Source organism: Paenibacillus thiaminolyticus (genome assembly GCF_003591545.1).
GTDB classification, from domain to species: domain Bacteria; phylum Bacillota; class Bacilli; order Paenibacillales; family Paenibacillaceae; genus Paenibacillus_B; species Paenibacillus_B thiaminolyticus_A.
The window spans coordinates 1-19,757 of the sequence record NZ_QYZD01000050.1 but is presented as its reverse complement, the minus strand read 5'-3'; the positions used below and the strand labels follow the sequence as shown (position 1 = coordinate 19,757).

Below are 19,757 nucleotides of genomic sequence, written 5' to 3'. Positions count from 1 at the left end.
TAATTTGAACCTGATAAAAAAGGAGGCCGTTGAAGATGTCGATCGGATGGAAGCGGCGGGGCGAGTGGGCGGAATTCATGCCGGAACGCCGCATTCTGGCGTCGGAGGACGCGCTCCGCACATGGCTGCTGGAGACGCTTCGCATGCCGCCGAATATGCTGCGCCAGATGATGGCGGAGGACAAGATCCGGACAGCTGGAGATCGGCTGCGGATACATCTCTTCCCGGAGGAAGCGATGACAATAGAGCCGGCGGACGAACCCGCCGAGATTTTATATGAAGACGATGCGGTGCTGGTTGCTTACAAGCCTGCCGGGATGGCGGTGCATGCGACGACGGCAGAGCAGGATCAAAGGCGGGCCAGTCTGGCGCATGCCGTCGCATGCCATTACGCCTGGACGGGCCAATCGCTGCGCGTCCGCCATATTCACCGCCTGGATACGGATACGACCGGTCCGGTGCTGATCGCGAAGCATGGGCTGCCGCACGCGGTCTTGGATGCCGACATGCGAAGCAAGGCGATTCGCCGCAGCTATGCGGCGATCGTCCACGGCTGCCCGCTCACGCACGTGGGGACGATCGATGCGCCGATCGGCAAGGATCGGCATCATCCGTCGCGCCGCCGGGTGAGCCTGACCGGCTCCCCTGCTGTAACCCATTACGCCGTCGAGCAAGCCGGCCGGGAGCTGTCGCTGGTGAAGCTCCGGCTGGAGACCGGGAGGACGCACCAGATTCGCGTCCATATGAGCCATATCGGCCACCCGTTGGCCGGAGACACGCTGTACGGCGGGGATGGCCGGCTGTTCAGGCGGCAGGCGCTCCATGGGGAAGCGCTGACCTTCCGCCATCCGTTGTCGGGCGAATGGCTGGAGATTCAGGCGCCGTGGCCGGAAGACATGGGGCGTCTGCGCCAAAAAATATAGTCATGCTCCTCCTTTTCCGTCCATATACATGAAGTAGTGAACCGAGTCTGATGTCGCGCCAGCAAGCAAGACATGCATTCGAGTCAGGGGAAGATTCGCGATCACGGCGGAGATCAGAAGTACTGCGGGAGGAGGAGCAGTCCGTGTATGAGGAAGCATATGGCTTAAGATTTGATATTTATGAACGGGTTCATTTATCCGACGAATGTGTCGGTATCGTCCAATTGGAAGAGGTTGAACTGACGCCCCATATTCAGGTAATCCCGGCCGGAGACCAAGTGACGGTGCGGGGTAGCCTGCTGTTGGCAGGCGTCTATCAGGGAGATGACGAAGGTCGGGGCAGCCAGACGCTGGAGCATTGGATTCCGGTGGAGATTACGCTGCCGCTCAATCGGATTCGGAGCTTGGAGGATATTTCTGTCGACATTGAGCATTTCGATGTCGATCTGTTGTCTGACCGCTCTCTTAACATTACGGGCATTTTGTCGCTCAAGGGCATTGCGATGGAGCCGGCCGAACCGTCTAACTGGGAGCCGGAGCAATTCACTGTCGTCCATCAGGCGGAGGAGGAGCGCGGATCGGATGAACCGGAATGGCTTCGGGATTACGGAGAAGCAGCAGCACGGCCCCCGAGCCCGGAGGCGCTTGATGCCGTGGCCCGCATCCGTTCCTTGGCCGACGGTGCCGAGCGGAGCGAAGAAGAATGGCAAGCTATCCCCGAACCGGAGGCCGAGTTTCGCGAGCGCGAGAAGACGTATTCCGAATATATTGGTCAGATAGAAAAATCGAAGAAGGCTGCGGCGGCGGAAGCGGAAGAGGCCGAACCGGAGAAGGACCCGGACCGGACAGAGATCACCTGGAATCACGCGCCATGGGCCTCTCCAAGCGTACCAGATTCGCTGCCAGCCGCGCCGAAGTCCGCGCCCGAAGCGGAGGCCGAAGTGGAGGCATCGGCTCCTGAGAGCGACCAGCAGGGTGAGCCCGAGCACCGTGGGCTGGACGAGGAGGAGGCCGATGAGCAGGAAGCGAAGGAGAAGTTGGCTGAAGCGTCTGCAGGCTGTATCGGTGAGAAGCCGGCCGAAGCGTCTGCAGGCCTCACCGGGGGGGAGGGGGCGGCCGAAGCGTCTGTAGGCCTCATCGGTGAGGAGTCGGCCGAAGCCTCTGCAGACCGAGGCCGTATCGGTGAAAAGCCGGCCGAAGCGTCTGCAGGCCAAACCGGTGAGAAGCCGGCCGAAGCGTCAGCAGGGCGAACCGATGAGAAGCCGGCTGAAGCATCTGCAGGGCGAACCGGTGAGAAGCCGGCTGAAGCGTCAGCAGGGCGAACCGGTGAGAAGCCGGCTGAAGCGTCAGCAGGGCGAACCGATGAGAAGCCGGCTGAAGCGTCAGCAGGGCGAACCGGTGAGGAGTCGGCCGAAGCATCTGTAGACCGAGGCCGAACCGGTGAGAAGCCGGCCAAGGCGTCTACAGGCTGTATCGAGGAGAAGCCGGCCGAAGCGTCTGCAGGCCAAACCGGTGAGAAGCCGGCCGAAGCGTCAGCAGGGCGAACCGGTGAGAAGCCGGCTGAAGCGTCTGTAGGCCGAACCGGTGAGAAGCCGGCTGAAGGGCCTGCAGGGCGAACCGGTGAGAAGCCGGCTGAAGCGTCAGCAGGGCGAACCGGTGAGAAGCCGGCTGAAGCGTCAGTAGGCCGAACCGGTGAGAAGCCGGCGAAGTGGAAAATACCGCAGCCCCAGAGTTGGGCCGCCTCAGCTCCAGCGCCAGAGCGGGAGCCTGCAATCGAGGTGCAGGCGGAGCCCCGGGCGGAAGAGAAGCCGGCTGAAGTGCCTGCATCAGTGGCTTCTACTGCGGAAGCCTCCACCACTGAAGCCACTGTCGCCGAAGCCTCCGTCGCGGAGTCGGGCGGAGCCGATGAGCAGGCGGCGGAAGCGAACCCGCGCGAGGGACTGGAGGCCGAGCCGGCTGAGGATGCCGCCGCGGCCGCTCCAAGCGCTGCGGACGCCAAGCCGGAGATGAAGATTGCGATCAACAGCTCCAAGCCGGCAGACGCGCCGGCTGCGAGCGGAGTCGGGCTCAGCTCGCTGCTGCAATCAAGCCGGCAGACGAAGGAGCGGGAGCAGCGGGAAGCCGAGACAAAGCAGGCCGAGGAAGAAGCGGCGCTTGAAGCGGCTAAGGTGACGACCGGCGACGACGTCAAGTGGCAGTCCCTGTTCCTGCAGCGGGTGAACGAAGAGCAAGGCTTCAAAAAAGTTCGTCTGTGCATCGTGCAGCGCGAGGAGACGCTGGATACGATCGCAGATCGCTATCAGATGAATACGAATGAAATCGTGCTGTATAACCGACTGTCAGAGCAGAACATTACGGAAGGCCAAGTACTGTATATTCCGGTTACCTCCTGAACCGGGACACAATAGACCCGTCTCGCGAAGCTCGCGGACGGGTCTTGTATGTGGTATGCGCATGCTGGGAAGGTTTGCCGCGAACTCAGTATACATCGAGCAAAAAGCCGAGATACACGAGGAACAGCGCGAACAACAAAAATACATCGAGCCCGGTTGGCAGAAGCAGCGTCCGGACAAACTGCAGGCAGATGAGCGGAAAGATCACTCCTTTTACCGAATGTCGAATACGCCACCACCAACGTTCCATGTGAGGACCACCTCCTATAGTACATGTTATGAGAGTAGAAAAACGGGATATGACTAATGCAAAGAACGATTTCAAGCCGTCTATTGACTCGTGTGGAGAGCGAAGGTAAAATATATCGTAAACATGTGGTTGTCAGCGCTTGGGCTGGAGCCACGGAGTAAAGACGTTGAACAGGAAGAGTAAGCGTCAAGGCCCCTTACAGAGAGCAGAGCGATGAGGTGTAACGCCTGCAGGAGCGTCCCGCTGAAGTCACCTGGGAGTTGCCCGTTTGAACGCGTCACGGTAGTGTATGAGCCCGGTGCTCAGCATGTGCCCCTCGCGCTAGAAGGGGACGGCCGCATCCGTTACATGCAGTGGAGTGCCGCCGCGTTCATGCGATGATCATGAGACGCTTGGCGGAATTAAGGGTGGTACCACGGAAGTCGAACCTTTCGTCCTTTGCGGCGGAAGGTTTTTTTATTTGTCATAACGGAGGGAATGCTTATGTCAGAGAATCAGGAACAGTTGTCCATGCCGACCACATATGATCCGAAGGCGGCGGAACAGAAATGGTACGCCTGTTGGCAGGAAGGCGAATATTTCAAAGCCGGTCGCCAGCCGGATGCGGAACCATTCACGGTTGTGATCCCGCCGCCGAACGTAACGGGGATGCTGCATATCGGGCATGCGCTCGATTTTACGCTGCAGGACATCATTATCCGATCCAAGCGGATGCAGGGCTATGATGCCCTCTGGCTGCCTGGTTCGGACCATGCCGGCATCGCGACGCAGACGAAGGTGGAGCAGAAGCTGCGGGAAGAAGGAGTCACCCGCTACGATCTGGGCCGCGAGAAATTTCTGGAGCGCGTCTGGGAGTGGAAAGGCATCTATGCCGAGACGATTCGCGAGCAGTGGGCGAAGATGGGCTTCTCGCTCGACTATTCCCGCGAGCGCTTCACGCTCGATGAAGGGCTGTCCCGCGCAGTTCGGGAAGTATTCGTCAAGCTGTACGAGAAAGGGCTCATTTATCGCGGTAAATATATCATTAACTGGGATCCGGCAGCCCGCACGGCGCTGTCCGATATCGAAGTCGAATATAAGGAAGTGCAGGGTCACCTCTATCATCTGGAGTACCCGCTGAAGGACGGCAGCGGCTCGATCACGGTCGCGACGACCCGGCCGGAGACGATGCTTGGCGACACCGCAGTAGCCGTTCATCCGGAGGACGAGCGTTACAAGCATATGATTGGCAAGATGCTGGTGCTGCCGATTGTTGGCCGGGAGATCCCGATTATCGCGGACGACTACGTTGACAAGGAATTCGGCAGCGGCGCCGTGAAGATTACGCCGGCGCATGACCCGAATGACTTCGAGATGGGGCTGCGCCACGATCTGCCGCAGATCAATGTCATGGATGAGAGCGGTACGATGAACGAAGCGGCCGGCTCCTACCAAGGACTGGATCGCGCGGAGTGCCGCAAGCAGATTGTCAAGGATCTGCAAGCGCAAGGCGTGCTCATCAAGATTGAGGATCATGTTCATCAGGTCGGGCACAGCGAGCGGTCGGGCGCGGTCGTCGAGCCGTATTTGTCGACGCAGTGGTTCGTCAAGATGAAGCCGCTGGCCGAAGCCGCTATCGAGGCGCAGAAGAACGGCCAAGGTGTCCGCTTCGTTCCGGAGCGCTTCGAGAAGACCTATCTGCAGTGGATCGAAAATGTGCGCGACTGGTGCATTTCCCGCCAGCTCTGGTGGGGCCACCGCATTCCTGCATGGTACTGCGAGGACTGCGGACATATGATGGTCGCGCGCGAGGATGCCGCTTCCTGTTCTTCCTGCAGCAGCGCGAAGCTGAGACAGGACGAGGATGTGTTGGACACGTGGTTCAGCTCCGCCCTGTGGCCGTTCTCTACCCTTGGCTGGCCCGAACAGACGGACGATCTGAAGCGTTACTATCCGACCAACGTGCTGGTGACCGGATATGACATCATTTATTTCTGGGTTGCCCGCATGATCTTCACCGCGCTTGAATTCACGGGCGAGATCCCGTTCAAGGATGTGCTCATGCACGGCTTGGTGCGCGATGCCGACGGGCGCAAAATGTCGAAGTCGCTCGGCAACGGCGTCGATCCGCTCGAAGTTATCGAGAAATACGGCGCGGATGCGATGCGTTTCATGATCTCGACCAGCAGCACGCCGGGACAGGATCTGCGCTTCCGCTGGGAACGGGTGGAGCAGGCCCGCAATTTCGCGAACAAGATCTGGAATGCGTCCCGCTTCGCCTTGATGAACCTGGAAGGGTTCACTTATGAAGACATTGATCTGTCCGGCAAGCTCGGCACAGCGGATCGCTGGATTCTGCACCGTCTGAACGAGACGGCCCGCGACATTACGCGTCTCATGGACGCCTATGAATTCGGGGAGACCGGGCGCGTCCTGTACAATTTTATCTGGGACGATCTGTGCGACTGGTATATCGAATTCGCCAAGCTCAGCCTATATAACGGGGATGCGGCGGCTAAGAAGACGACGCAATCGGTGCTTGCCTACGTGCTCGATCGGACGCTGCGCATGATTCATCCGTTCATGCCGTTCATCTCCGAGGAGATCTGGCAGCATCTGCCGCATCAGGGCGACACGATTACGCTGGCGGCCTGGCCGGAATACGACGCCGCCTTCGAAGCGCCGGATGCCGTAGGCGAGATGTCGCTTCTTATGGATATGATTCGGGCAGTGCGGAATATTCGGGCGGAAGTGAACGTGCCGATGAGCAAAAAGATTGAGCTGCTCGTCAAGCCGGCGAATGCGGAATATGACCGGAACATCAACAATAATACTGAGTACGTGGAACGCTTCTGCGGCACGTCCAAGCTGTCCGTCGATCTGAATGCGTCCGCCCCGGGCAAGGCGATGACTGCCGTCGTGACGGGAGCCGAACTGTACCTGCCGCTGGCGGGTCTCATCGACATCGAGCAAGAGATCGCCCGGCTGGAGAAAGAGGTCGAGCATCTGAACAAGGAAGTGGAGCGCGTCGAGAAGAAGCTGTCCAACGAGGGCTTTATGGCGAAGGCGCCAGAGAAGGTCGTGGCGGAAGAACGCGCGAAGCTGCAGGATTACAGCGGCAAGCGCGATAAGGTGATGGCGCGCATTGCGGAATTGAGAGAAGTGTAATCGACACTGCCATTGAACGGCCGAACCGGTGGGGATCCGTCTCCATGTCGGTTCGGCCGTCGATGAGTTCATAGGTAAGGATGAATTGCTTATGTCGGACAACCAACGAACGAACCTGTCTGCTGCCACGGACTCCTTTGCAACGGCGGAAGCCGCCATTGATTGGATTAATTCTTTGATTCCTTTTGGTATCCGTCCCGGATTGGAGCGGGTCGAGCTCATGATGGAGAAGCTCGGCCATCCGCATCGCCGCCTGAAGTTCATACATGTGGCCGGTACGAACGGCAAAGGCTCCACCTGCGAGCTGCTGACCAGCGTGCTGATGGCCAACGGCTACGACGTCGGCACCTTCACTTCGCCGTACATTGAGAAATTTACGAACCGCTTCAAATACAATAATGAAGATATTCCGGAGGAGACGCTGCTCCGCTTGGCCAATGAATTGAAGCCCCTGGTGGACGAGATCGCGGCGACGCCGCTCGGCTCGCCGACGATGTTCGAGGTATCGACGGTCCTGGCGATTTGCTACTATGCGAAGGTGGCATATCCCGACGTTGTCGTCCTGGAGACCGGATTGGGCGGCCGGCTTGACGTTACCAATATCGTGACGCCTATCGTATCGGTTATTACGAATATCGGGCATGATCATATGGATATTTTGGGTGATACGATCGAGCAGGTGGCGGCGGAAAAGGCTGGCATTATCAAGCCCGGCGTGCCGATTGTCAGCACGGTGGAACAGCCGGAGGCGATCGAGGTTATCCGTCGTACGGCAGCGGAACGGCGCTCCACGCTCTACTTGATGGGCGAGCAATTCCGCTTCGAGGCGCTGCATTCCGAGGAGAACGAACAAACCTTCCATTTCCGCGGTCCGTTCCGTGAGCTAGAGAACTTGGCGATTACGCTGAACGGCGCGCATCAGATGAAGAATGCCACCGCGGGCCTAATGGCACTCGAGGTGCTGAGACAATATATGGCCTTCCGGGTAGATGACGAGGAGCTCCGGGAGGGCCTGCGCAGCGCGGCCTGGCCGGGAAGACTGGAGATGGTAAGCGAACATCCCCGCATCCTGCTGGACGGAGCACATAATCCGGAAGGGGCGGAGACGCTCGCTCAGGCGCTGCGCGATACGTACCGTTACAAGCGGCTTCATGTGATGATGGGGATGCTGTCCACCAAGAATCATCATGATGTCCTGCGTCATATACTTCCTTTAGCGGATACTCTCATTTTTACGGAACCTGATTTCCGCAAGAAGATGAGTGCGGAGAACTTGAGTCATATTGCAGAAGAATTGCTGGCTACAGCCTCGCGCCGCCCACAGATTGCAGTAGAGCCGAACTGGCGCGAGTCCCTAGAACGGCTCAAGGCGATGACCGAACCAGGCGATCTGGCGGTGGTCACCGGCACATTATATCTGATTGCGGACGTTCGCTCGTACGTCTTGCATCGGACCGAATCGGAAAAAGGTTGGTGAGTTCGTGTGAAGACGACGGAACATATTCATTTTATCGGCATCGGGGGCTATGGGATGAGCGCCATAGCCCGCGTCATGCTGCAAATGGGATACACCGTCTCCGGGTCCGACGTGGCCGCATCCGAGGCGACGGCGAAGCTGCAGGCGGAAGGAGCGACGGTACATATCGGGCATGATGCCGGATATATCGGAGATGCCGACATTGCCGTATACTCTACGGCTTGCCCTGTCGATAATGTGGAGCGCATCGCGGCGGAGCGGCGGGGCATTCCCGTTCTGCATCGCTCCCAGATGCTGGCGAAGCTGCTGAATGCGAAGAAGGGCGTCGCGGTTGCCGGGGCGCACGGCAAGACGACAACATCGTCGATGATTGCGTTCGTGCTAGAGCGCTGCGGTGCCGATCCGACTTATATTATCGGAGGAGAGGTGACGAACCTGGGCACGAACGCCCGGGCGGGCAGCGGCGAATTCGTCGTAGCCGAGGCCGATGAAAGCGATGGCTCTTTCCTCGCTTACCATCCTTATATTCCCGTGATAACGAATATTGAAGCCGATCATTTGGAGAACTATGACGGAGATTTCGAGCGGCTCAAAGCGGCATATGTCCAATTCCTGTCCCAGCGCAGTCCGGACGGGATCGCTATCCTGTGTGCCGACGATCCGATCCTGCGCAGCATGGCCCCGCCGCTTGGTCAAGGGGTGGTCACCTATGGGATTGACGAGGCTGCCGATTATACGGCGGACGATATCCAAGCCGAGGGTCGCGGCATGACGTTCCGGATGCGCCATCACGGCGAGACGCTGGGCAGCGTGCGGCTGTCCATACCGGGCCGCTATAATGTACTGAACGCGATGGCTACGCTGATCGTCGCAATGCAGGCGGGAGTCTCCTTCGAAGGTGCCGCCGAAGCGATTACCGAATTCATCGGCGCGAAGCGCCGCTTTCAAGTTGTCGGGGAAGAGGGCGGTATTCTGGTCGTCGATGATTATGCCCATCATCCGACAGAGATTGCAGCGACCCTGACGGCGGCCAAGGCGACCGGGCGCCGGCTCGTGGCTGTATTTCAGCCACAGCGCTATTCGCGGACTTATTTCCTATTCGAGCAGTTCAGCCGCGCCTTCACGGAGGCGGATGAGCTGATTGTGACCGATATTTATTCGCCGGCAGGAGAGAAGCCGATTGAAGGCATTACGGCGGCCGCGCTCGTGAACCGCATTCGGGAGAACAGCAACGGCCAGGCGCAATATATCGCCAGCAAGGACGATGCGCTGGAGCGGCTGAAGGCGCTCGTGCAGCCGGGGGATCTGGTGCTGACGATGGGCGCGGGCGATATTTGGAAGACTGCGTACGCGCTAAAAACTTTGTTGCAGACGAAGGCATAACCGATTAGCGAGAAGACCATTCCAATAGCGGAATGGTCTTTTGGCATTTCATTATCGAGGATAATGAATGAGTTAGTTCAAGAGAGTGCGGCCGGGATGCCGGCGAACGAAGCGGCGAATGGGGCGAACATGGCGCTCCTCATGCCCTAACAAGTTTTCCGCGCTAACTCCCCCTTTCCGATGTTCTATCGTATGGTATGCCGCCTTAAAAAGGGAGCACCTCGGCGAATCTAGCATGCGAAATGCCTTTTTTCATTTTCATAGATAGAGAAGGTTCTAATGCCATGGAATCTATCATAGATTTCATAGTAAAGAAGAGGACAAGGTGAGGTGGAGCAGGATGAATCGTTCGCAGAGCAAAATGACATTCCGGTTCGGTGATTCCGGACCGACAGCCGGACGGGAGCAGAACGGGCAGAACGGGCAGAACGAGCAGAACGAGCGGAGCGGCGGGGAGCAGGCGGACCTTGAGCAGACGGTTAATCCCATAGATACGATTGCCGAAGAGGCAGAAACGCTACCGGACGATCCGGTAATCGAAGAAGCAGCGGATGCGGTCGGGCACCCGCATCCGGTACAGGAGGATGAGCCCGCAATCCCGGCCGGCGGGGACGAGGACGAGATACGCCGAATTGAGAGCTTCATCCGGGAGTCGGACAAGCAGTCGGCCCAGCGCTATCCGCTTCCGGCCTCTATCGCCGATCCGGCGGGCGAATCGATGAGCGAGCAAGGGGAGTGGGCGTGGAATGGGGTGCATACTCGTACCCGCAAGCCGTCTCTGTGGAAGGTAGTCGCTTCCGTGGCCGGGGCGCTGGCGACGGGAGCGGTGTTCGGCTTCATTGCGCTCTCTCTGTTCAAGGGGGAAATGAAGCTTCCCGATCCGACGGCGGGGCTGCCGAATCTGCCCGGGCAAGCGGAGACGTCGGACGGCGGGAAAAAGGTTCAAACCGCCTCGGATAAGCAACCGGCGGACTCTGCCACTATTCCGGCCACCGCCCAGCCTGCCGGCAAGGGGGATAAGTCAGAGGCGGCTTGGCAAGCGGCAGGCGTCTACGTCACCGACGTGAACATTCCGGAGAAGACGTTCTATATGCTTCAATATGGAGTCTTCGACAAGCCGGAGGGAGCCAAGACGGCGATAGGCGAGCTGCGGGACAAGGGAATGGCGGCGATGGAGGAGCAGGCTGGCCAGCATCGCGTCTACGCGGCTATCGCTTCCGCGCGCGAGGATGCGATGAGCTTGAGCCAGCTGCTGAAAAACCGGCAGATTGACTTGTACGTCCGGGAGATGAGCCGGCCGGCCTTGACGCAGCTCGCCTTCCAGGGGAATGCCGCTGATGTGGAGCAGTTCATGGAAGACAGCGACGCTGTCATCAGCTGGCTAACGGCGCAATCGGTTGCCCATCTGGAAGGAACCGAATCCGCGGCCTTCGCGGCGGAAGACACCGAACAGCTGCGGAAGCAGCATCTGCAGTGGACGCAGCACATGAGCAAGGTGCAGAAGGGCCAGCCGAAGCAGTCGGCCGATGCCTGGACGAAGCTGGTACAAGCGATGAACACGGCGATTAGCGCCGTCAATGAATACAATAAACAGCCGTCCACTTCGCATCTGTGGAGCATTCAGCAAGCGGTGATGCAGTATCTGTCTGCGGAACGCTTTTGGCTGGATACGATGAAGGCGTAGCCTCTTGAGGGGGAGACAGCAAGCAAGAAGCCGGGATCAGCCGGCTTCTTCGTTGTACAGACAGGGGCGTTAGGAGATCAGTTGGCGGGAGGAGCCATAATTTCTTCGATGCGTGATAGCACGTCCTGCGTCAACGCGATGTCGGATGCGAGGACATTCTCCTTCACTTGCTTCGGCCGGCTGGCTCCGACGAGGGCACTGGCTACGTTGCTCTGGCGCAGTATCCAGGCGATAGCCAACTGGCCGACCATAATATTCAGCTCTCCGGCCAAATCAGCGAGCATCCGAACCTGCTCGATCCGTTCCGGCGTAATGCCTTTGCGCATCCCTTCCAGCTTGGAGGCGCGGCTGTCTTCCGGGAATGCCGAGGCGGAGCTGTATTTTCCTGTCAGCAAGCCTTGGGCCAACGGTGAGTAGACGACTTGTCCAATCCCGTTCCGCTCGCCGAACGGAATGATTTCCTTCTCGATATGACGGTCGAACAGATTGTACACGGGCTGGTTGACGATGATCCGGTCCAGCAAATAGCGATCGGCGATGGCCAGCGCTTCCGTCATCTGCGCCGCCGTCCACATGCTGACCCCGACATACAAAATCTTGCCTTGGCGGAGCAGATCGTCGAGAGTGCGAAGCGTCTCTTCCATCGGCGTCTGATCGTCGAAGCGGTGGCAGTAATACAGATCGATATAATCATGCCCGAGCCGCTTCAAGCTCGCGTGGCATTGCTCCGTAATATGCTTGCGGGACAGCCCGCGATCGTTGGGACCGTCGCCCATGGGGCCAAATACTTTCGTTGCCAGCACATAGGATTCGCGCGGATAGGCCTTCAGCGTCTCGCCGACGACCTTCTCCGCCTCGCCGCGCTCGTACACATTGGCGGTGTCGAAGAAGTTCACGCCCAGCTCATAGGCGCTCTCTATCGCCTGCACGGCGTTTTGGCGTTCAACGTATCCACCATAGGTCAGCCAACTTCCGAGACTGATCTCGCTTACTTTCAGCCCGCTTGCTCCCAATCTGCGATATTGCATGCTTCCAACCTCCTAGAGTCCGTTTATGGATGATCATGGTTTAGATAGAGCTCATTCTATTGTAAAAGAAGTCATCTGCATTTGGAAAGCGGTTTGATCCGGACGATTGGCGATACTCTCAACATTTTCCTCCGTAACTTTGAGGCCTGCCGCACGTCTAACCTAAGGATAAAACATGCCTCCCGCATTGCCCCGGCGCGTTTCTGCAACATTTCCACAAACTCCCTCCATTTTTTGCGTCAAATGGAACAGGAAGCGTTTGTTTCAAAGTCAACTTCCGCGTATAATAAAAATGGTGTCAAAAAATGGCGAGGAGCGGATGAACATGGCAATGCAGACACAACAACAACCGGAATTGATTTTGGCTTCATCCTCCCCTCGCAGGCAGGAATTGATTCGCGCTCTGGGCCTTTCTTATTCGGTCCAGCCCAGTGATGCTGACGAGACGGTATCTCCCGGATGGCCGCCCGATCGCATCGTCGAACAATTGGCCTTGCGCAAGGCCGAGGCTGTGGCCCGCATGCGGCGCAATGAAGGGAAGGGCGGCATCGTCGTCGGTTCGGATACGATCGTCGTGCTTGACGGTGCGGTGCTCGGCAAGCCGGAGAACGAAGCGGATGCAGAGCAGGCGCTGACGGCGCTTCAGGGACGATCGCATGAAGTATACACCGGCGTCGCACTCGTCCATGTATCCGATGGGCGGACAGCCGTGAGCCATCGCGCCACGGTCGTACATATGAAGCCCTGCAGCACGGAGCGGATCCGCCGTTATATTGCGACGGGAGAGCCGATGGACAAAGCCGGCTCCTACGGTATACAAGGCGTCGGAGCCACGTTAGTCGAGCGAATCGAAGGTTGTTATTTCAATGTAGTAGGTCTTCCGTTATCGCTCCTGACCGATATGCTTGAGTCATTCGGAATCAGAGTGCCATAGAACGCCGGGAGTCCGGCAGGCAAGAAGCTTGGGATAGGAATGCCGCAAATCCACGATTCAGGAGGTTGTGCGACATGGAACATCACCCGCTTCTTCGCGATCTGCCCCATGGCGAGCGCCCGAGAGAGCGCATGCTGCAATACGGGGCGGAAGCGTTAAGCCATGCGGAATTATTGGCGATTTTGCTGCGGACGGGGACGAAGGACGAGTCGGCCGTCGTCCTGGCGCAGCGCATTTTGAACCGGGCAGGCCATTTGCGTTACTTGCCCGATCTGTCGGTGACGGAGCTGACCCAGACCCGAGGTGTGGGGCTCGCGAAGGCGATTCAGCTCAAGGCCGGCTTGGAGCTTGGCAGGCGAATGGCGCGATCGCGCAGTAACGATGCGATTACGATCCGGCGGCCGCAGGATGCGGCGGAATGGCTGATGGAATCAATGCGGTACTATCAGCAGGAGCATTTTGTTTGTCTTTTCTTGAACACGAAAAATCGGATTATTGCTCAACAAACGATTACGATCGGCATATTAGACGCCTCTCTCGTTCATCCGCGCGAAGTATATCGCGCCGCCTTGAAATACGGGGCCGCTTCCATCATTTGCGCGCATAATCATCCGAGCGGCGATCCGACGCCGAGTCCGGAGGACGAGGCCATTACCAGACGGCTCGTCGAAGCGGGCGAGATTGTCGGCATCGATCTGCTGGACCATTTGGTCATCGGAGATAATCAATATGTGAGTTTGAAGGAATGCGGACTCATGTAATATAATGATTGAGATTGAGGCTATAAAAAGGAGATTAACAACATGCTAGGTGGCTTTACAAAAGACTTGGGAATTGACTTGGGAACAGCTAATACATTGGTATATATTCGTGGCAAAGGAATTGTTGTACGCGAGCCGTCTGTCGTAGCGATCCGGACGGATACGAAGACGATCGAAGCGGTTGGTGAAGCCGCCAAGAAGATGATCGGCCGCACACCGGGCAATATTCGGGCTATCCGCCCAATGAAGGACGGCGTTATCGCCGACTTCGACACGACCTCCACGATGATTAAATATTTCATTCGGCAAGCGCAGAAGCAGCGTTCGCTCTTCCCGCGCCATCCGAATGTGATGGTCTGCGTGCCGTCGGGCATTACGGCCGTCGAGCAGCGCGCGGTGGAAGACGCGACGAAGCAAGCGGGCGCTAGAGACGCCTACACGATCGAGGAGCCGTTCGCGGCGGCGATTGGGGCCGATCTGCCGGTATGGGAGCCGACAGGAAGCATGGTTGTCGATATCGGCGGCGGTACGACGGAAGTCGCCGTCATCTCGCTCGGCGGTATTGTCACTTGTCGCTCTGTTCGGGTTGCGGGCGATGAGATGGATGAATCGATCATTCAATACATCAAGCGTCAGTATAATATGATGATAGGGGAACGCACGGCAGAGCAGTTGAAGATGGATCTAGGCTCTGCAATGGAATTGGACGAAGTGGAGACGATGGAGATTCGGGGCCGCGATCTGCTGACCGGACTGCCTAAGACGCTGTCCATCTCTTCGAATGAGATTACCGACGCGCTGCTGGATACGATCAACTCGATCGTGGAAGCGGTCAAGGTGACGCTAGAGAAATGTCCGCCGGAGCTGGCAGCCGATATTATGGATCGGGGCATCGTTCTCACGGGCGGCGGAGCGCTGCTTCGCAACCTCGACAAGCTGCTTGCGCGGGAGACCGGGATGCCGGTCATCGTGGCGGAGAACCCGCTGGACTGCGTCGCTATCGGCACCGGTCGGGCGCTCGACAATATTCACTTGTTCAAGGGACGCGGAAGCTCCGGCCTTCGCTCCAAGCGATAACCAAGCTATTGGCCCCGCGCTGATCCGTTCCCTCGGCGCGGGCTCTATTTCGAGGAGGAACGAGTACCGCTTTACGATGAGAAGGTGTTGATACTGTTTAAGCTGTTGGGGAACAAACGGTTAATCATTCTATTGTTCGGACTTATTTTGTTTATCGCATTGATGGGCTTTACCTTGGGCGGGCGGCTGAAGATGTCGTGGCCGGAGAAAATCGTGCACGATACGGTCACCTTTGTACAGCAGCTGGTGTATAAGCCGGCTTCCTATGTATCGAATTTTTTTCATGATATCGCGACTTTGAAGGAACTGCATGAAGAGAATGAGCGTCTGAAGATTGTGGAGGCCCATTACATACGGGACAAAGCTTATTACAGCGAAGTTCAGGCAACGAACGAACGGCTCATGGAGGAGCTGAAGTTCACCGAGCGCCAGAAGCAGTTGAACCTGCCGTATGAGTACCGGATTGCACAAGTGTCTTCCATTAACGTAGCCGATCCGTTCAACCAGACGCTGAACCTCAATCTTGGGGAGATCAACGGCGTCCGCCAAGGGATGCCCGTCATTTCTGTCGATGGCGTAGTCGGGACGATCAGCCGCGTGTATGAATTCTCTTCCACCGTGCAGCTATTGACCAATCTGGATGAGAAGGACCCGAATTCGCGCCCGATTTCGGCGACCGTGCTTGGCAAAAGCGATTCCTTCGGCATGATAGAGTCGTACGATCACAGCAGCGGCACCTTCACGATGACACGGATTGAAGAGAACGACAAGGTGAAGGTGGGAGATACGGTTATTTCCTCCGGCTTCGGCGGAGTATTCCCGGGCGGACTAATTATCGGCACCGTCGTCTCTTTGCAGCAAGGAGACCTGGGACTCACGCGGACTGCTACCATCGAACCGGCAGCCACCTACCGCGACTGGCGCGAGCTATTCATCGTCTTCACGCCGGCTCCGGAAGAGAACGGATCGAAGAAAGAGGATAAGTGATGAACCGGAATTGGATGATTGGCTTCATGTTCGTGCTGTTCGTATTGGAGGGGACACTGCTTCCGCTCATCATTCCGGATATGTGGCAGGGGCGCATTATTCCGCAGTTCATATTCATCGTAGTGCTCTATCACGGCATCTATCAGCATCGACACACGGCGCTTATTATGGGACTTGCGTTCGGATTTTTGCAGGATATCGTATACTACGGGCATATGATTGGTCCGCATGCGTTCAGCATGGGGCTGCTCGGCTATTTGGCGGGGCTTCTCTTTCCCGGACGGAACATCACACTCATACCGATGATGGCAGCGGCGGTCATGGGAAGCTTCTTGTACCAGACGATACTGTTCGCTATCTATTCGCTGTTCAACTTGAGCAAAATGACGTATGAAGTTGCGATTTTCGACTATTTGATTCCGAGTCTGTTCGTACAGCTGCTGTTCGCGCTGGCGATCTATGTTCCGATGCGGAAATGGTTCGATCTTCAGTCGGGAACCGCTGAAAATGAACAAGACTAAGCAGCCGTCTTTGGGCACTTCGTCCAGGCGGCTGATGCTGTTTTCAAGCGCAGTTCCGGTGCTGAAGCCGGGCGGGGAAGGAGAGGTGTTCACCAGCCTCGGTTGGCGATCGCTCCTCTTCGAGGGGCTTCGACAGAGGTTTTTCTTACGATTCACGGCTTTCTTGCAGGAACTTTTCTTATCCGTCACGAAAAAGATAACCGTGGGGAGGGACATTTCATGACGGCCAAGCCATTGGTAACGATAAAAGGCATGAAAGACGGCCTCGTGTTCCTGCTTGACGATCAGTGCGAATTTACAGACTTGTTGCAAGAATTGCGCGACAAGCTTGACCATACACCGCATTTTTTCGACGGACCGCTTGTGTATGTCGATGTCAAGTTAGGAGCCCGTACCGCTGCCGATGAGCAAAAGACAGAGATGCTCAACATTTTGCGGCAGCGGGGGAATCTGCTAATCCGATCGCTGGAATCGGATGCCGATGTCAAGAAGGAAGCGCAAGGGTACCGCGTTCATACGATGACCGGAATGGTTCGCTCGGGGCAGGTGCTCCGTCATGACGGGCATCTGCTGTTCCTTGGCGACGTCAATCCGGGCGGAATGATCATTAGCAGCGGAGACATATTCGTCTTTGGAGCCCTGCGGGGCACAGCCCATGCCGGCGTCGATGGAGAGACCAGCGCGGTTATCGCCGCCTCGCTGTTTGCGCCGACGCAGTTGCGCATCGCGGATGTCATCAGCCGACCGCCGGACGAATGGGGAGTATCGCAGGCTCATATGGAATTTGCGTATATCCATGACGGCATGATGCAAATTGACAAAATCTCGCTACTTCATCGCGTCCGCAAGGACATTACTTTGTTCAAAGGAGTGTAGAAGAACTATGGGAGAGGCTATCGTCGTCACTTCGGGGAAAGGCGGCGTCGGCAAGACGACGACGTCGGCGAATTTGGGGACCGCGCTTGCCCTGCTCGGCAAAAAGGTATGCATGGTCGACACTGATATCGGCTTGCGCAACCTTGATGTCGTCATGGGGCTGGAGAATCGCATCATCTATGATATTTGCGACGTGGCCGACGGCCGCTGCCGATTGAATCAAGCGCTTGTCAAGGATAAGCGGTTCGATGAATTGTACATGCTGCCTGCCGCCCAGACCAAAGACAAGGATGCGGTCTCGCCGGAGCAAGTAAAGGATATCATTCTCGAATTGAAGACGGAATATGAATATATTATTATCGACTGCCCTGCCGGTATCGAACAAGGCTTCAAAAACGCCATCGCCGGTGCAGACCGCGCGATTGTCGTTACGACACCGGAGAATGCGGCTGTGCGTGATGCCGATCGCATTATCGGTTTGCTCGAAAATGCGAATGTCGGCTCGCCGAAGCTAATCGTGAATCGCATCCGCTCCAGCATGGTGAAGAGCGGGGAGATGCTGGACCTGGACGATATTTTGCAGGTGCTGAACATTGAACTTCTCGGGATCGTGCCGGACGATGAGCTCGTCATTCGGGCCGCGAATGCAGGGGAGCCGACGGTGATGAACCCGGATTCCCGCGCAGCGGTCGCTTACCGCAATATCGCCCGGCGCATTCTGGGGGATACGGTGCCGTTGATGCCGCTTGATCAGAAGAAGGGCGTGCTGACTCGGATGAAGAAGTTTTTTGGGATGGGTTGATGAGCATTGCTGAACAAACTAAAACGGATTGATTGGGTTATCGTTGGAATATTGCTTGTATTTTCGGTTTTCAGCCCGCTTGTCATTCATAGTGCGACCCATGGGGGAGATCCGAGCTTTGCCAACACGGCGATGAAGACGGTTGTTTTCTTCGCCGCTGGATTTGTCATCATGTTCGCGACCGCGTTGTTTGATTACCGAATTTTGCTGAAAATATGGCCGATTACGTTGGGAGTAACGGTCCTGCTGCTCGTCGGCATCTTCTTTTTCGGCTCTAATCTGAACGGTGCGATTGGCTGGTACAATTTTGGCGCGTTCTCGTTCCAGCCAGCGGAGATTGCCAAGATTGCGCTTATTTTCGCCCTGGCCCAGCTGCTCGGGCGGCGCGGCGGGGATCCGCTTACGTTCACCAAAGACTTGGTGCCGGTGGGGCTTATAACGCTCGTGCCGTTTACGCTTGTCGTAGTCCAGCCGGATTTGGGAAATGCGATCATCTATATTGTTATTTTCATCGGCATGCTCTGGATCGGCGGGATTAAGCTGCGGCATGTGTTGATTGGTCTTGTGGCGGTCTCGTTGCTGGCCGGGACGGTCTTTGTTTCCTTTACGACGTTCCGTGAAGAGACCAAGGCATTTTTCACCGATGTCGTCAAGCAACAGCACTGGTTCACGCGCATCGATACGTTCATCAATCCGTCCTTGGCGTCGGACGATGCCAATCATCAATCCAAATACGCCATGATCGCGATCGGTTCCGGCGGGTTGTCCGGAGACGGGTACATGAAGGGGGAATTGAAGCGAAGAAGCTTCATTCCGTATACGTACTCGGACGCGATCTTCGTCGTCATCGGAGAGGAGTTCGGCTTCCAGGGCTCATCAATACTGCTGCTGCTCTACTTCTTATTGATTTACAGGATGATTCTCATCGCCTTCCAGTGCTATGACTTGAGGGGCTCCTATATCATCATCGGCATCGTGTCGATGTTCGTCTTTCAGATTCTTGAAAATATCGGCATGATGATTGGCCTGATGCCGGTGACCGGAATCACGCTGCCCTTCATCAGCTACGGGGGAACTTCCTTGCTACTGAATATGTTTTGCATCGGATTAGTGATGAGCATACGCATATATCAAGAGAAGTATCAGCTTGAAGATTGAAGATAGAAGATTGAAGAGTGAAGAGTGAAGAGTGAAGAGTGAAGAGTGAAGCTAGAAGGATTGAAGCCGGAACCGAATAGGCTATCAAGAAGAGGCTTTGCTGTCTGCATCCGCTTGGGGGATAAAGACAGTAAGGCTTTTTTTGTGATTGAAGCATGGGAGAGCCAAGCATCTTCTGAGCCTCTTATGGTGAGTATCCCCATTATTCAGGAAGAACCAAATGCTCACGTTCCTAAAGACATGTGCAAGTCGTTGCATGGATGAATAACCCCCCTGGCACCTTATAACCGATATCCCTAAAGCTCCCTCTAGAGGCAGCACATTTCTCTTGCATACTCGCTTATTCGCAGGATTTC

At 56.8% G+C, this 19,757-nt stretch carries 16 protein-coding genes and 1 other annotated feature; of the genes, 14 read left to right on the top strand and 2 right to left on the bottom strand.

Annotated elements, in window-relative coordinates; genetic code table 11:
- The first annotated feature begins 35 nt into the window (after positions 1-35).
- The gene (locus DQX05_RS27995; RefSeq protein ID WP_119796560.1) at positions 36-923 is read left to right on the top strand and encodes an RluA family pseudouridine synthase; all 888 of its coding nucleotides are present in this window, start codon (positions 36-38) and stop codon (positions 921-923) included.
- Positions 924-1,066: 143 nt separating this feature from the next.
- On the top strand, positions 1,067-3,316 hold the full coding sequence (locus DQX05_RS32645) for a LysM peptidoglycan-binding domain-containing protein (protein ID WP_259392274.1): 2,250 nt from the start codon (positions 1,067-1,069) through the stop codon (positions 3,314-3,316).
- Positions 3,317-3,401: 85 nt separating this feature from the next.
- Here the strand turns inward: DQX05_RS32645 and DQX05_RS31215 are convergent, their stop codons facing one another.
- Positions 3,402-3,566: a hypothetical protein gene (locus DQX05_RS31215; protein WP_164776601.1), complete on the bottom strand. Its 165-nt coding sequence runs from the start codon at positions 3,564-3,566 to the stop codon at positions 3,402-3,404.
- A 157-nt stretch (positions 3,567-3,723) separates the two neighbouring features.
- Positions 3,724-4,008 (top strand) — a binding site (T-box leader).
- 35 nt (positions 4,009-4,043) lie between these two features.
- On the opposite strand from DQX05_RS31215, the gene DQX05_RS27980 reads away from it, so the two are divergent.
- From DQX05_RS27980 to DQX05_RS27965, 4 genes are all read left to right on the top strand, one after another.
- Positions 4,044-6,713 (top strand): valine--tRNA ligase, encoded by a 2,670-nt coding sequence (locus DQX05_RS27980; protein WP_119796559.1) that lies wholly within the window; start codon positions 4,044-4,046, stop codon positions 6,711-6,713.
- 91 nt (positions 6,714-6,804) lie between these two features.
- Complete coding sequence (locus tag DQX05_RS27975) at positions 6,805-8,190, top strand: bifunctional folylpolyglutamate synthase/dihydrofolate synthase (RefSeq protein WP_119796558.1); 1,386 nt, start codon at positions 6,805-6,807, stop codon at positions 8,188-8,190.
- Positions 8,191-8,196: 6 nt separating this feature from the next.
- The gene (gene murC / locus DQX05_RS27970; protein ID WP_119796557.1) at positions 8,197-9,573 is read left to right on the top strand and encodes a UDP-N-acetylmuramate--L-alanine ligase; all 1,377 of its coding nucleotides are present in this window, start codon (positions 8,197-8,199) and stop codon (positions 9,571-9,573) included.
- 340 nt (positions 9,574-9,913) lie between these two features.
- Positions 9,914-11,257, top strand: coding sequence for an SPOR domain-containing protein (locus DQX05_RS27965; RefSeq protein WP_119796556.1), 1,344 nt, complete (start codon positions 9,914-9,916; stop codon positions 11,255-11,257).
- A 77-nt stretch (positions 11,258-11,334) separates the two neighbouring features.
- Here DQX05_RS27965 and DQX05_RS27960 read toward each other — a convergent pair whose 3' ends face one another.
- Positions 11,335-12,285 (bottom strand): aldo/keto reductase family protein, encoded by a 951-nt coding sequence (locus DQX05_RS27960; RefSeq protein WP_119796555.1) that lies wholly within the window; start codon positions 12,283-12,285, stop codon positions 11,335-11,337.
- 331 nt (positions 12,286-12,616) lie between these two features.
- On the opposite strand from DQX05_RS27960, the gene DQX05_RS27955 reads away from it, so the two are divergent.
- The 8 genes from DQX05_RS27955 to DQX05_RS27915 all read left to right on the top strand — a co-directional run bounded on the left by DQX05_RS27955 (position 12,617) and on the right by DQX05_RS27915 (position 19,401).
- Complete coding sequence (locus DQX05_RS27955; RefSeq protein WP_119796570.1) at positions 12,617-13,219, top strand: Maf family protein; 603 nt, start codon at positions 12,617-12,619, stop codon at positions 13,217-13,219.
- 74 nt (positions 13,220-13,293) lie between these two features.
- Positions 13,294-13,980 carry a RadC family protein gene (gene radC / locus DQX05_RS27950; RefSeq protein WP_119796554.1) on the top strand — a complete coding sequence of 229 codons (687 nt, stop codon included), beginning with the start codon at positions 13,294-13,296 and terminating at the stop codon, positions 13,978-13,980.
- Between the two features lie 42 nt (positions 13,981-14,022).
- Positions 14,023-15,057, top strand: coding sequence for a rod shape-determining protein (locus tag DQX05_RS27945; protein ID WP_006676686.1), 1,035 nt, complete (start codon positions 14,023-14,025; stop codon positions 15,055-15,057).
- An 87-nt stretch (positions 15,058-15,144) separates the two neighbouring features.
- Positions 15,145-16,044 carry a rod shape-determining protein MreC gene (gene mreC, locus DQX05_RS27940; RefSeq protein ID WP_182914940.1) on the top strand — a complete coding sequence of 300 codons (900 nt, stop codon included), beginning with the start codon at positions 15,145-15,147 and terminating at the stop codon, positions 16,042-16,044.
- Entirely contained in the window at positions 16,044-16,565 is a 522-nt protein-coding gene (gene mreD / locus DQX05_RS27935; RefSeq protein WP_119796552.1) for a rod shape-determining protein MreD, read from the top strand. Before mreC ends, mreD begins: the two co-directional genes overlap by 1 nt.
- Before the next feature lie 219 nt (positions 16,566-16,784).
- Complete coding sequence (gene minC, locus DQX05_RS27925; RefSeq protein ID WP_119796550.1) at positions 16,785-17,441, top strand: septum site-determining protein MinC; 657 nt, start codon at positions 16,785-16,787, stop codon at positions 17,439-17,441.
- Between the two features lie 7 nt (positions 17,442-17,448).
- Complete coding sequence (gene minD, locus DQX05_RS27920; RefSeq protein ID WP_119796549.1) at positions 17,449-18,243, top strand: septum site-determining protein MinD; 795 nt, start codon at positions 17,449-17,451, stop codon at positions 18,241-18,243.
- Positions 18,244-18,249: 6 nt separating this feature from the next.
- Positions 18,250-19,401, top strand: a complete 1,152-nt coding sequence (locus tag DQX05_RS27915) for an FtsW/RodA/SpoVE family cell cycle protein (protein ID WP_119796548.1) — start codon at positions 18,250-18,252, stop codon at positions 19,399-19,401.
- The last annotated feature ends 356 nt before the right edge of the window (positions 19,402-19,757 follow it).